The sequence below is a fragment of the Pseudoalteromonas sp. GABNS16E genome (assembly GCF_028598715.1).
GTDB classification, from domain to species: Bacteria; Pseudomonadota; Gammaproteobacteria; order Enterobacterales; family Alteromonadaceae; genus Pseudoalteromonas; species Pseudoalteromonas atlantica.
The window spans coordinates 47,715-61,253 of sequence record NZ_JAQREZ010000026.1; the positions used below are offsets into that span (position 1 = coordinate 47,715).

General features: G+C 38.3%; 13 protein-coding genes and 1 pseudogene. 9 read left to right on the forward strand and 5 right to left on the reverse strand.

Annotation, left to right across the window (positions count from 1 at the left end; genetic code table 11):
* Nucleotides 1-29 precede the first annotated feature (29 nt).
* Together PSI06_RS11880 and ndk are read right to left on the reverse strand one after the other, a co-directional pair.
* Nucleotides 30-1,160 carry a bifunctional tRNA (adenosine(37)-C2)-methyltransferase TrmG/ribosomal RNA large subunit methyltransferase RlmN gene (locus tag PSI06_RS11880; protein WP_004586995.1) on the reverse strand — a complete coding sequence of 377 codons (1,131 nt, stop codon included), beginning with the start codon at nucleotides 1,158-1,160 and terminating at the stop codon, nucleotides 30-32.
* A gap of 184 nt (nucleotides 1,161-1,344) precedes the next feature.
* Nucleotides 1,345-1,776: a nucleoside-diphosphate kinase gene (gene ndk / locus PSI06_RS11885; RefSeq protein WP_004586996.1), complete on the reverse strand. Its 432-nt coding sequence runs from the start codon at nucleotides 1,774-1,776 to the stop codon at nucleotides 1,345-1,347.
* Nucleotides 1,777-1,993: 217 nt separating this feature from the next.
* On the opposite strand from ndk, the gene trhP reads away from it, so the two are divergent.
* The 3 genes from trhP to PSI06_RS11900 all read left to right on the forward strand — a co-directional run bounded on the left by trhP (nucleotide 1,994) and on the right by PSI06_RS11900 (nucleotide 5,377).
* Entirely contained in the window at nucleotides 1,994-3,385 is a 1,392-nt protein-coding gene (gene trhP / locus PSI06_RS11890) for a prephenate-dependent tRNA uridine(34) hydroxylase TrhP (protein ID WP_004586997.1), read from the forward strand.
* Between the two features lie 658 nt (nucleotides 3,386-4,043).
* Nucleotides 4,044-4,436 (forward strand): hypothetical protein, encoded by a 393-nt coding sequence (locus tag PSI06_RS11895; RefSeq protein ID WP_273603798.1) that lies wholly within the window; start codon nucleotides 4,044-4,046, stop codon nucleotides 4,434-4,436.
* A 707-nt stretch (nucleotides 4,437-5,143) separates the two neighbouring features.
* Nucleotides 5,144-5,377: a hypothetical protein gene (locus PSI06_RS11900; protein WP_273605025.1), complete on the forward strand. Its 234-nt coding sequence runs from the start codon at nucleotides 5,144-5,146 to the stop codon at nucleotides 5,375-5,377.
* 60 nt (nucleotides 5,378-5,437) lie between these two features.
* On the opposite strand, the gene PSI06_RS11905 is transcribed toward PSI06_RS11900, so the two are convergent.
* Both PSI06_RS11905 and PSI06_RS11910 read right to left on the reverse strand, forming a co-directional pair.
* Entirely contained in the window at nucleotides 5,438-6,292 is an 855-nt protein-coding gene (locus tag PSI06_RS11905; protein WP_273603797.1) for a hypothetical protein, read from the reverse strand.
* Between the two features lie 61 nt (nucleotides 6,293-6,353).
* Nucleotides 6,354-7,187 (reverse strand): AAA family ATPase, encoded by an 834-nt coding sequence (locus PSI06_RS11910; protein ID WP_273603796.1) that lies wholly within the window; start codon nucleotides 7,185-7,187, stop codon nucleotides 6,354-6,356.
* Nucleotides 7,188-8,137: 950 nt separating this feature from the next.
* On the opposite strand from PSI06_RS11910, the gene PSI06_RS11915 reads away from it, so the two are divergent.
* From PSI06_RS11915 to PSI06_RS11940, 6 genes are all read left to right on the forward strand, one after another.
* Nucleotides 8,138-8,344: a hypothetical protein gene (locus PSI06_RS11915; protein WP_273603795.1), complete on the forward strand. Its 207-nt coding sequence runs from the start codon at nucleotides 8,138-8,140 to the stop codon at nucleotides 8,342-8,344.
* 556 nt (nucleotides 8,345-8,900) lie between these two features.
* Complete coding sequence (locus tag PSI06_RS11920) at nucleotides 8,901-9,056, forward strand: hypothetical protein (RefSeq protein ID WP_273603794.1); 156 nt, start codon at nucleotides 8,901-8,903, stop codon at nucleotides 9,054-9,056.
* Between the two features lie 8 nt (nucleotides 9,057-9,064).
* Entirely contained in the window at nucleotides 9,065-9,829 is a 765-nt protein-coding gene (locus tag PSI06_RS11925) for a COG2958 family protein (protein WP_273603793.1), read from the forward strand.
* Between the two features lie 15 nt (nucleotides 9,830-9,844).
* Nucleotides 9,845-11,071: an ankyrin repeat domain-containing protein gene (locus tag PSI06_RS11930; protein ID WP_273603792.1), complete on the forward strand. Its 1,227-nt coding sequence runs from the start codon at nucleotides 9,845-9,847 to the stop codon at nucleotides 11,069-11,071.
* On the forward strand, nucleotides 11,068-11,637 hold the full coding sequence (locus PSI06_RS11935; protein ID WP_273603791.1) for a hypothetical protein: 570 nt from the start codon (nucleotides 11,068-11,070) through the stop codon (nucleotides 11,635-11,637). The genes PSI06_RS11930 and PSI06_RS11935 overlap by 4 nt, the downstream gene beginning before the upstream one ends.
* A gap of 13 nt (nucleotides 11,638-11,650) precedes the next feature.
* Nucleotides 11,651-13,426 carry a UvrD-helicase domain-containing protein gene (locus PSI06_RS11940; protein ID WP_273603790.1) on the forward strand — a complete coding sequence of 592 codons (1,776 nt, stop codon included), beginning with the start codon at nucleotides 11,651-11,653 and terminating at the stop codon, nucleotides 13,424-13,426.
* A 17-nt stretch (nucleotides 13,427-13,443) separates the two neighbouring features.
* On the opposite strand, the pseudogene PSI06_RS11945 reads toward PSI06_RS11940, so the two are convergent.
* Nucleotides 13,444-13,539, reverse strand: a pseudogene (locus PSI06_RS11945) (IS5/IS1182 family transposase); the annotation flags it as partial.

Sequence of the window (13,539 nt, forward strand, 5' to 3'; positions counted from 1 at the left end):
CAGGGAATATACGCAGGGTGGTTACAGGCTTATGCTTGCTGGATATTTACGCTAATTGCGTTATCGTCACGCATTTTCTTTTTCGCCATACGTTTAGTACGGTCAACAACATCGCCGGCCAATTGCCCACAGGCGGCGTCAATATCGTCACCACGAGTACGGCGCACAATACACGTAATACCCGCAGCTTGTAAAACCTTAGAAAAACGGTCAATACGGCTGTTGCTAGAGCGTGTGTATTCGTTACCCGGGAACGGGTTAAACGGAATAAGGTTAACTTTAGAAGGTGTACCTTTAAGCGTTTTAACCAGCTCATGTGCTTGGTCGGTGCTGTCGTTAACGCCATTTAGCATAACGTATTCAATGGTCACGTCTTTATTTGCTTTAGAGCCATCGATATAACGACGACACGCGGCTAAAAATTCTTCAATAGGGTACTTTTTATTAATTGGTACAAGTACGTCACGCAGTGCGTTATCGGGAGCGTGAAGTGAAATAGCAAGTGCTACATCTATTTTTTCTTTTAATAAATCAAGGGCAGGTACAACCCCTGAGGTACTTAATGTTACGCGGCGCTTAGATAAGCCAAAGCCCCAATCGTCCATCATAAGTTCCATTGCCGGCACTACGTTTTTAATATTAAGCAGGGGCTCGCCCATACCCATCATTACAACGTTGGTAACTGGGCGTTTTTCGCTGTTGCCATCAAGGCCTATGTCTTTAGCTACACGCCAAACTTGGCCAATAATTTCAGACACTTTAAGGTTACGGTTAAAGCCTTGTTGCGCAGTTGAACAAAACGTACACTCAAGGGCACAACCCACTTGCGAAGATACACACAAAGTGGCGCGGTCTTTTTCTGGGATCCATACAGCTTCAACTTCTTGGCCGCCATCAAGCACTAATGCGTACTTAATTGTGCCGTCGCTTGCTTGTTGGCGTACAGAGATTTCTGGTGCAACAATTTCGCATTCGTTTTTAAGCTTTTCTTTAAGCTTTTTATTAACGTTGCTCATGTCGTCAAAGTTATCAACGCCAAAATGATAAATCCATTTCATCACCTGGTCGCCACGAAATGGCTTTTCACCGAATGATACAAATAGCTCGCGCATTGCATCTCGGTTTAAATCTAATAAGTTAATCTTTTTTTGCTCGGTCATGAAACAACCTCAATCGGTGACGGTGGAGATAAAATTTACAAGGGCGAATTGTACACAATTCACCCACTTTAATCATTAAGTAAAATATCAAAAATGCATTTAAGGATACTTTACGTAATGACTAAAAAAGGGCTCGAAAGCCCTTTTCTTACTTTGCATTACAGCGTTAACTGTAAAACTCGAATTAACGAGTACGTGGGCAAAGCTCTTCGTCAGCGAAGAAGTACGCGATTTCGCGAGCAGCAGATTCAACAGCGTCAGAACCGTGAACAGCGTTTTCGTCGATGCTATCAGCGTAGTCTGCACGTAAAGTACCTGCTAGTGCTTCAGCTGGGTTAGTAGCACCCATGATTTCGCGGTTTTTAAGAACAGCGTTTTCGCCTTCAAGAACGGTAACCATTACTGGACCAGATGTCATGAAAGATACTAAAGCACCGAAGAAAGGACGCTCGCTGTGCTCTGCGTAGAAACCTTCAGCTTTCTCTTTTGAAAGGTGAACCATTTTAGCTGCAACGATTTTAAGACCCGCAGTTTCGAAACGGTTGTAGATTGCGCCGATGTGGTTTTTTGCTACTGCATCAGGTTTTACGATTGAGAAAGTACGCTCTAAAGCCATCTTTATGCTCCAATAATTTTTAAATAAAAGTGTGAATATTTACGGGCGCGAATTATACGCGTTTTAATTGAAAAAACCTAATTTTATTAAAAACCAGTTTGGTTGCAGTTTAATGATCTTGATCAAAAGCACAATGTTTGTCGCATTTATAATGCCGCGCTTGTAAATTAATTAATCATGTAACCGACGTGTACTCGGTTAGCTGTATGGAGCGCATATGCCAGCTGTTTCTTCTGTAACTTCTTTTATTCCCGAACTGTTATGCCCTGCGGGGAGTTTAAAAAACATGCGCTACGCCTTTGCATATGGGGCCGATGCCGTTTATGCCGGCCAGCCTCGCTACAGTTTGCGGGTACGTAATAATGAGTTTGATTTAGAGACATTGCAAATAGGGATTAATGAAGCCCATGCGCAAAATAAAAAGTTTTATGTGGTCTCTAATATTGCTCCGCATAACGCAAAGGTTAAATCGTATTTACGTGATATAGAACCAGTGATTGCTATGGGACCCGATGCGCTGATTATGTCAGATCCTGGGTTAATTATGCTGGTACGAGAAAAGTGGCCAGCCATGCCTATTCACCTATCGGTGCAAGCAAATGCAGTTAATTATGCAAGTGTTCAGTTTTGGGCAAAACAAGGTATTGAGCGAGTTATTTTATCGCGCGAGCTCTCGCTTGAAGAAATAAAAGAAATACGCACGCTTTGCCCAAATACTGAGCTTGAGGTGTTTGTACATGGTGCGCTGTGTATGGCGTATTCTGGGCGTTGTTTACTTTCGGGTTATATAAACAAGCGCGACCCAAACCAAGGTACATGTACAAATGCATGTCGTTGGAATTACGATGTAAAACCGGGCGTTGAAAACGAAACGGGTGAGATGGTGCATAAAATTGATCCGAAACAGGTTATTCCTACTCTTGGTGAAGGTGCGCCAAGTAGCAAAGTATTTATGTTAGAGGAACAAGGTCGCCCAGGTGAGTATATGCCTGCATTTGAGGATGAACACGGCACGTATATTATGAATTCAAAAGATTTGCGCGCTGTGCAATACGTAGAGCAGTTAACAAAAATGGGTGTACATAGTTTAAAAATAGAAGGGCGGACAAAATCGTTTTATTACGTAGCGCGCACCGCGCAAGTATACCGTAAAGCCATAGATGATGCGGCATCGGGTAAACCATTCGATGCTCACTTATTTAAAACACTCGAAAACTTAGCACATCGTGGCTACACCGAAGGCTTTTTAAAGCGCCATGCCCACCAAGATTATCAAAACTATGAATACGGTCACTCTGTATCAACTAAGCAGCAATTTGTTGGGGAAGTAATAGGGCGCCATGCTGATGGTTTAGTTGAAATAGAGGTAAAAAATAAATTCTGCGTTGGGCATTCTTTAGAGCTTATGACACCACAAGGGAACATTATTTTTGAACTTGAATACATGCAAAACAAAAAGGGCGAAAGTATTACCGATGCCAAAGGCTCTGGGCATCACGTTAAAATTCGATTAGATACACGCATTAATTTAGAGCACGCAATATTAATGCGAAATTTAGATGAGCACCAAGATACCCGCAACCCCTATAAAAAAGTAGCAAGTGAGTAAGCGCTAGCATGGCACTATTTATAAATAATAAATGCATTAACTGCGATGGTTATAAGGCTTTTAATTAAATTTATATAAAACAAGGTGTTGCTTTGTCGTGCTATGGTTTGTGCTACGATTTTTAGTAATTCACAAGCACCTAGCTAGCATCTTAAAAACAGCCTTAAAAGGCAAATTGTATTAACTGAATAGTTGAAATTTTAGACTGGTAGAGTGTTTGAATCTTATATTTGTGTTTTGTAGCTTCTAGAATGAATTTGGAAAAGAGAATTGGTAGTTAATAAAAGTAAAACTTAGATTTTTCTTTTTTAATCCTCAAAATAAAGTGCCTTTTAGGTAACATTAAGCCGTATTTTAGGCCTTAAAGTGACTTATAGGTCACTTTAACTGCCGACGGTTACAACCAAAAGTTTTGTATTGTTTTTACTTAATCTATTTTTTTAGCTTGTTTAACAAGCCTAATTAAAATTATGCTCAACACAGCAGCCGGTAATAACCATATAAAATCACTCATCTTAAATTCTCAATATTTGAAACACTTTCTTAACCTTAACTTTTTTGGTGTGTTTTGCAAATTTACGTCGTTTATTTCATACCTTTCAATTTTTCTCCAGGCTTATGCCTAGTTAGTTTTAGGACAAATTAACCAGGAAAAATCATGAAAGACCGAAAATTACCGTTTATTCGCCAATATGTACGCGCCAGTCAGTCACCGTGGGATGACAGTTCAACTATTTTGCTATTAGCTGACGTTATTGATAAGCAAGCACTAGAGCTGGGCTTCACCAATTACGTTTATTTACACCGAGATAGCGTAGGGAGTGTTTTGGGTATTAGTATTTCTCAACAGTTATTAGCTGCTAACCCTGAGTTCTCACAGAGGTATTTGGAAGGGGTTGAGATGTATGCTTTTTTACTCATACATATTGAAGACATAACAAATTTTTGCAGCTTGTTTAGTGCAGAATTTGAGCAGCTATTTATGATAAAACCCAGTGAGTATTTTGCAGCTGCAGAAGATAGTTGGTTACGGTTAATAGAAAGCTCATAAACTCTGGCGAGCCTCTGGGCTCGTTTTCTTATACTTAAAAATTAGCTTCTAATTAAGTTTAATTTTACTTTTCTTTGCCGTGCTTCATCGCGATATATGCAAAGCCAATAGTGAGGACTATCGCTGGAAAAATCATCATTAAAAATTCAGTCATAACTACTCTCCGACTATAAGTTTTTATTAATAATAATGTTTGACGCGTACTTTGCAAGCACGGATATTTTTTCTTTTAGAAAGTTGCCTTAGCGCAATAGAAAAGAGTGACTTGAAACATATTGAAAATATACAAACCCTAAGTGAACTACTCGGTACGCTTTGTAATTCCCTTTCTGCGGAGTTAATTATTAATGTAAAGCCACAACATACCTGCATATCCATTACCCCAAAAAATTGCACTCAGCTTGTCGCTATGCAAGCTACATAATCTGAAGAGCTAATAGGTGATTCACTGCACATCAAATGAGCTTTGTCATGCTATCTACTGAGTAGATGGTTGTGCAGGGGGAGGGCAATATAGCGATTGACCTGGCGGTAGGGCACGAATGCGTTGTCTTAATCGCATAATGTAACCTGACAAAATAATAAAGAGAGCGAACTTAGTTTGCTCTCTTTTATTTTTGTGATTGGTTTTTAAAGCAAGGCAAAAGCCTAATAAATCCTCTGTTATGTACTTATATAAGGTGACAAGGACAAAAAGGACAATAGCTATGACTAAGAAGAAATGGATTGAGTTTATTGCTAACGCTATAGCAGAGGTATTCAGTATGTTTGGCTTTATATTTATCGCCTTCGGTTGGCTTTACTATGAGGGGCTAATAAATAAAACCTATTTAATATTACCTACTATACAATCCTATACGCTCACTTTGGCGGCTTGCTATATAGGGCATTTAACATTCAAAACAATTGCGCTGTATTGTAGCCGCAATAAAAAACACTAAAGCATCGGATGATGCTTTTTTTGTTGGGGTAAACATTTTATTCCACGTTTATATTTCGGCTTATGAGTAAAATAACGCTGTAATTTCATCACAAAATTTTGTGCGATACACAATCGCAGATTGTAGTAATGCAACATCTTCAGGAGTCATAAATGGTTGTTGGGTCTTCTTATTTATGCGCTCGGGGAGTGCATCCATCAACTGAGTGTGCAATCTTTTTATATCATCAAATATTTGCGCAGATTGTGAAAATATAAATACCTGTTGGTAATGGCCTGCTTTAAGTGAGGCGAGATATTTGAGCAGGATAGTCTGACGCGTCGATTTACTTTTAAATGAGTTTTCAATTTCGATGGCAACGACGGTTTTATCTGGTAATACGGCCACACCGTCTACAATTCGCGCACTGCTTTGGTTATATAATCGTTTAAATTCTGGCTCAGATAAAAATCCTGTCCATAGCGGTCTGTAAACGCCATCAGAGGTATGGTTATGTAATCCGCGCAGAGCAATAAATGCATTCATTAAGTCGTGCATTATGTGGTTGTGGTTAACCTGCAGTGCGGGGTTTGATTTTGAGCGAATGTAAGTACTAATGCTGGTTTGCTCCTGTGCGTATTTAGCTCCTGAGTAGCTAGGAATATAAACCCGCCCATCAGGACTTCTATGTGTAGGGACCATCGTTAACAGTTTTTCGTCTACTAACTTATTTAAATGGGCAAGCGCTTGAGGTTGACTAATATTATAGAGCCAGCGAATAATCACTGGCGCGACAATAGAAAACCTGACCGCAATAAGGACTGTTAGAGCAGTACGGTTTACCCCCTTTTGATAGTTGTTAGCACCTACGTTATATCGCATATCAATGTCAAAATAGCGGGCGTATTGGTGAGCATAGTCGTTATCTTTTTGCATTTGAGTTCACTTAATCAGGAGTCATAATTTATATAACTCCCGAGTATGCGAAATTGACTGCTTATTTAGCGCGAATCATCAAAAATTGCCCGTCGTTATATACATCACCAAACGCGATACTCATAAGCTTTTCACTACTGGCGCCGTTACGTGATTTAGACTGCACTATATCAACCACAGTCACTGCGTTAGTACTCAGTTTTAAATCTTTTGCTGCAATGAGCACGTTATCAACTGCACGCGCAATTTCAGTATGGCCACGGTAGTTTTTGCCTGTTTTATCTGTGTGGTGCAGTATCAAAATCGCCCTACCTTCGTTTCGTAATGCGTCAATGCATTTGTTGTAGTAGTTCCAGTCGTTTTGATTGAGCTCCTCTGCGGATGTATACAGTGCGGATAGGTTATCGAAAATCACTACATCGGCCCATTCAATATCACTGGCGAGTGCATCAAAGCCATCAGATGTCGCAAGGTCAGGTATTCCCCCTTTAAAGCTTTTTTTATGAATAATTTTTAAATAATCACCATTAGGTCCAGCACCTATCGCGTTAAAAATATTGCCAAAACGAGCTTGTATCTGATGCAAGCCTAATTCAGCATCAATATACAAAACTTTTTTAGCTTCGCAAGGCTTATTACCAAAGCTAGTAATGCCAGCAGCAACACTAGCGGCGATATACTGAGATATATAGGTTTTTCCAGAGCCAGCTCCGGCAGCAAGCAGCGTAGCCTCTCCGGCTGTTAATATCGAAGGCACAATAATGCATGGTTGAGGAATATCGGCTTGAACAATACTAAGCACGCTATCGGCTTTTCTTAATTGATGTAATGGGCTAGGCGTGTTTGTTGATTCACTGTTTTGTGAAAATTGTTGGGTATGTTTTTGGTCATTCATATTATCAATTCCTTATATAATTGGAGGTTTTGGAATTTCTAAATAGGATGTCGAAAAACGAATTAATTGCGTTTTATGTAAAATCCGCCGATTTATTTTTAATTTTTTTAATTTTGTTTTTAAACGTAGAAAATTTGTGTGAATTAAACCTATAAAGTAAGACCTCCTCCTAAAGAGGAGGTCTTACTTTATAGGTTATTCTTTATTTCAATTAGGAAAAAATATTACGATATTCATTACAAGACGTTGTACGTTTGCTCTTTAAATGAAACGAGGGATGAAAACACTAAAAAGAAGCCGCTTTCAGCGGATGGCCTCGTGCTTCGCTACTCAACCATTGGGTCTAAAACGCCCGCCAGCTCTGATGTTGCTCCGCAACGAGCTGACTCGACGCGCTATCGCGCTAGCGTTGTAGACCCTGCGCGAATGCACCGAGCTACGCTCTGTACTAACCGCCATACTGCCGCGCCTGACAAGGCTGTGAGTTCCTCACTATTCGCCTTTTTCATCTGCTTTAATTTTCTACGAAAATAGATGGTTCGATATCAATTTGTGCCAAATTTTAATCGAATTTCGCTGATGCGAAACATTATCGCGGTTAGTACAGACCAGCTGTACATTCGCGCAACTCCATGTGTCCTAAGCTTCGCTTATGCCACATTGCGCGCTTATTGGTCTCATTCTGAGACGCTTTTTTTGCAGTTTGTCGTGCCGAAAAATGCGTTTTAAGAGCGTCTATCAGACAAAAAACGTCTTCAAATTAAACTTATTAATAAACTTTTTAGATAAAGAGGAGAGGGTTTTTACTAAAAAAATTAAGTGAAAATAGAAGAAAAGTGAATGCCTTATTCAAACTGTTTGTTGCTGAGCTGCGCAGTCAAACAGTTTGTTTTTTATCACGAAATCATTAAATTTGATAGCATAAATTAATAATTAAGAAGGTTTAAAAAATGAAAAACGACGCTAATGATATTGCTATTAATCCAACAACAGGACTACCTATCACAAATGCGAGCGCTAATATCGTTGATGTTGGCGGTAATGTGGTGGGCCAATCTAATAGAGTAATGACTGTTTGTGAGATTGAAGAATCGATAACGGACTCTATAGAGCACGATTGTTTTGATGCATTTGACTCGTTTGATGACGGTTTTTGATGCCCATAATTTTGAAAGCAATTAGTCGGTATCGAATAGAAGTTGTCTATTCGATTATTGCATTTAGTGGCTCAGCTATACTGTTTTTACAGTACCAATCAACTCAAAATTTTGCCTGGTTTATTTCGCTGACCTTATTCTGTACCAAGATTGCTATTGGCATAATTAACTATGAGCAATATTGCCAAAGCAATGGGCGTAGTATGAGAATCATGCTCAAATATTTGTTATTTAAATTTGTATAACCCTTGTTTATTTGTCCTAAACGCAAAGCGCCCTGATTTTATTAGGGCGCTTTTTTATCTCACTCTTACTAAATATCTTTCTACCTTATAAGTTAGAAAAAGCTTATTTTAGTATAGTTTAAATATTGGATAAGCCCCTGTTTATGTTAATGTGTCGTTCATAGCATTGTAAAAAGGAGCTTTAAAATGCAAATCACTAATTCACTTCCTCATATTCAAATTTGTCTTAACAATTTTAGTAGTATTAGTCCTTCAAACATTTGTCAGAAATATAAAGCAGAATTAGACAAAAAAATGGTTGGAGCTATCTAATGACAACTCGCGTAGAAATGATCATTGAAACGCTTAAAGCTAACCCAGAGAGAAAGTTTACAGCTCGTGATTTGGCAACCGAATTTATATTAAGATATCCGCAAGAGATTGCCGAAAAAAAACTAACCCTCGTTATGATACTGAAGAAAAGCTAATCGCACAGTTGGCTGCTGAAGTCGGCGGGCAAAGAACACGAACAGCTAAAAAAGTCTGTGTAAATGTAGCAACGCGGGATAAACCAAGGCCAAGAATTTATTATTGGGATACAACCCCTAGCACCACGATTATTAAAGATGAATCAGAGGAAATAGATGACCCTGAGGTTGATACACCATTAATATCCCAGAGTTTTACCGAGCATGAGCTTTACCCTATGCTCATCGAGTATTTAAGTAAAGACCTTAATTTATATTGTCAACGAATAGACGAACGGAAATCAGCAAACTCTCATGGCAGTGGTGGTAACCACTGGTTACATCCAGACATAGTAGCCCTAGAGCCACTAGATCAAAGTTGGGATGAAGTTGTACGTAGTTGCGTTCGCAGTGGTAATCATAGTTCGGTAAGGCTTTGGTCATTCGAAGTCAAAAAACACCTTACAAAAGGCAATATACGTAAATACTTTTTTCAGGCGGTTTCAAACTCTAGCTGGGCTAACTTTGGTTATTTAGTAGCTACGGGTTTAAACAGTGATGTAGAAAGTGAGTTGCAAATGCTATCAAGCTTACACGGTATTGGTGTTCTGATACTCGATACTGAGTCGTTATTTGATAGTCAAATACTTATCCCAGCACAAGAGCGAACGAATGTTGATTGGCAGTCAGCCAACCGAATCGTCGCGCAAAATAGCGATTTTCATCATTATATAGAGCAAGTAGGTATTTATAACCAAACCGGCCGATTAATTAAAAGTGCGTGGAACAAATAAAAAGGATGAACAGCTTTGGAAAAGCAACTATTAAGTGCAGTAGAAATTGGTGATAAATCATCACTGAAAGCCATTTTGAATCAGCAACCTGAACTAATAAATAGCGTTTTTGATGAGCATGACAAAACAGTATTTGAATTAGCTTTAGAAAATGGATTTTCAGATATAGCTAAAGAATTGGTGCATAACACCCACCTTCATTTAAACCACTCAGAGCACAACCCCCTGAGGCTAAGTATCGACCTTGGTTATTTAGATATAGCGGAGGCTCTTCTTAAAAAAGGTGCTAACCCAAACTATCGACCTAAACAAATGAGTAGCGCTTTATTGTTATGTTTGGAAAATGAGTATTTTGATTTAGCAGAATTAATGATTAAGTGTGGTGCAGAGGTCAACATCAGAAATAGCACAGGCTGGACTCCTCTTATTTGGGCTTCAATTAAAGGCCGAGTAAAAGCCGTTGATTTTTTATTAAAGCATGGCGCGTCAGTTAGTATATGCAATAACGATGGTTGGAATGCTGTAACAGGGGCATTTTTTAAGCAGCGAACTGAAGTCGTAAGCATGCTATTTAAGGCTGGAGCGGTATTCAGTGCTAAGTTTTCTGAGGCGGCGTTAATTTTAGCTTATAAAAATGGCCAAAGGGACATAGTTCTTCAGTTACTTGATGATGGAGTTAATCCTGACGTTGAAAATGAAGAAGGTGAACCTCTAGTCATTATGGCTATAGGTAAAGGTGATGTAGAAATAATAGAGGCCCTTATCACTGCAGGCGCTAACACCAATGCCAGAAATAGAGCCTCGTTAACTGCGTTAGCTTTACTTGCTGAAAATGGCCTAAATAAATGTATTAAACTATTCATTGAGAATGGCGCAGACGTAAACTTGAAAAGTAAAAAAGGTCGCACAGCAATTTACCAAGCTGTCTTATACAACCAAGTTGATACTATTAAATTACTATATCAAAATGGCGCAAGTGTTGATTTAAGAACCGATGAAGGCTGGTCTCCATTAATGATTGCAGCAAGTGATGGGTATTTAGAATCAGTCACTAAGCTATTAGAATTAGGAGCAAACACTGAGTTTGAAACAGAAAAAGGGTTAACCGCACAAGATATAGCAAAATCAAATGCTCCTAAGCATGGGGATTATCAGAAGGTAAAAGGACGTTTGGTATACCCAATGTTAGAATCTAGCTATAAGCAAGTAGTTGAATTACTAAAAGGAGTTAGGCAGCAATGAACGCTCAAGAAAATGTATTTGAGGCTGTTAGGCGAGGCTACTCCCAGTTAAGCAGTTCTAGTAATTCTGACATTTTATCCTATTTTGGAAACCTAGAGCCTGGCGCAATGACAGGGCATATTAGTAATATAAAAGGCATTGTTTTTGAACAGGAAGTTACTGAACTTCTAAATCAGCAGGGCGTCAATGCCATGCTATTTGAAAAGACCAACCACCCTATATCCGATATTGCTTTAATGGACGATGACGATATTGCAGCAGAACTTCAACTTAAAGCAACAGATAGCTTGAGCTATATAAACAATACATTGGCTGCCTATCCAGGTATTCCAATAGTAACAACCAGTGAGGTAGCTAATAGTTTTGATTTAGGAGTAGTGATCAACTCAGGTATGTCAAATACAGCTCTAGAAAATTCTGTTTCGCAAGTGCTTTCAGGTGAGGTGGTAACAGAACACTCTGTAGAAGTTATAACAGAAGCCTCTGCAGAAGCGCTGGCCGAAGTAATTACTGATGTTGCATTTCCGATTTCCCCAATTGGACTTTTATTTGGTTTACCATTTTAGTAGGTGATTCAGTATGGCTAAAGTTTACCCTTCACTTGAAAATATATCGCGTTTAAAAGTCAAACCAACAGAAGGCGAGTTATATCTTTTAAATTACCTAGTTACAGAGTTAGATGATACTTATGAAGTGTTTTTTAATCCATTCTTAGACGGCGATAGGCCTGACTTCATTATTTTAAAAAAGCATGTAGCTATTTTTGTCATTGAGGTAAAAGACTATGATTTAGTTAATTATAGTATTGATGGAACAAACAAATGGGCTGTTAAAAGTGGGGAAGGAAAATCGCGAATATCTTCTCCACAAGCACAAGCATTTATGTATAAAAAAAACCTATACCAGCTACATTTACCGGTTCTTGGGTTAGCAAAATTAGAAAATAGAAACTTCTTCAATTTAGTTGTGCCTTTAGTTTATATGCATAAAGCCAATAAGAATGAGCTTGATGGACTTTATCGACATGCAGAACATCTCGTAAAAGCAAAACTGAGTGAACTTACGCAAAACCTTAAACTTGGTAATATTAATTATGATACCTACAATCGTAGAGCTGATGGATTCTCTAGAACGAAGAAGAACCTTTCTAGAGATAAGTCAATAGCCTATACAAAAGATAGACTTGCAGGCTTATTAAATAAAATTAATGGTTTTAAACCCCATACACTTTTTGATGATCGCGTTTACGATGATTTAAAAAGGCGATTATTGCCAAGTGAGCATGTACTAAAGCAAGGTAAAGAAGTTCCTCTAGATAAACACCAAAAAAAGTTAGTGGTTAGTGAAAGCGGCCAGTCGAAAATTATGGGGGTTGCAGGGTGCGGAAAAACAACCGTTATGGCTAGTCGGGCTGTAAATGCTCATCTCAGGCACCATGAAAGGGTGCTTATTATTACTTTTAATATTACTTTAAAAAATCTGATTAAAGATAAAATAAGCGATATTTTAGGTCAAAGGGATGAGCAAAGTTTTGCAGTAACTAACTACCATCAATTTTTTAACTCTCAGCTAAATACTATAACTGAAGATATTAGCGGGCTTATAGATGAATATGGATTTGATCAGTTATATAAACGTGACATTTTTAAAGGTAAAGAGTTAGAGCGTTACCAAACAATATTGGTTGATGAAGTACAAGATTTTGAAAACGAATGGGTTAAAATTTTAAGAGATAACTTTTTAGCTGAAAATGGTGAGATGGTTCTATTTGGTGATTATTCGCAAAATATTTACGAGCGAGAGCCACAAAGGGCAGCGGTTATTGCGCAGGGTTTTGGTACTTGGAAAAAGTTAAAACGCTCTTATAGAACTGAATTAGAGTCCTCCCTAAACCCAATTTTTAAAAAATTCCAAACCAAATATCTATTAGAAAAATATATAGAGACAGAGCTAATGGACACTGCTCAAGTTCAGCCTGAGTTTACGTTTGAAGTAATTAAGTACCATGTTTGTTCATTAAACTGGGAAGATGAAGCTTTTAATTTAATCCAAAATTATATAAAACAATTTAATATAAACCCTAATGATATGGTCATACTTTCAGCTAATATATATTTAGTCAGAAAAATAGCCGAAAAATATAACGGGCTAGAAAAAATACATTGTATGTTTGAAACGTATTCAGAGTTATATCAGTTACTGCGGCACTATGATCCAATGTTAAGCCTCGAAGAGCTCAAGAATATGTCAGAAGAGCAGCTTAGAAAATTTTTGTATCAATTCCCAGCTGTTAAAAATGAGCTAGATCAAGCACGGCGTACTAAAAAAAATCATTTTTATCCTAGGGGCTGTTGATCTTTGTAGTACATATATCAATCAGCCCACATTGGTAGCCACATCATAGTAAATGCTAAAGCGAGCATTGAATGATAATTTCGTTCAAGCTTTTCATACCGCGTGGCTATCCC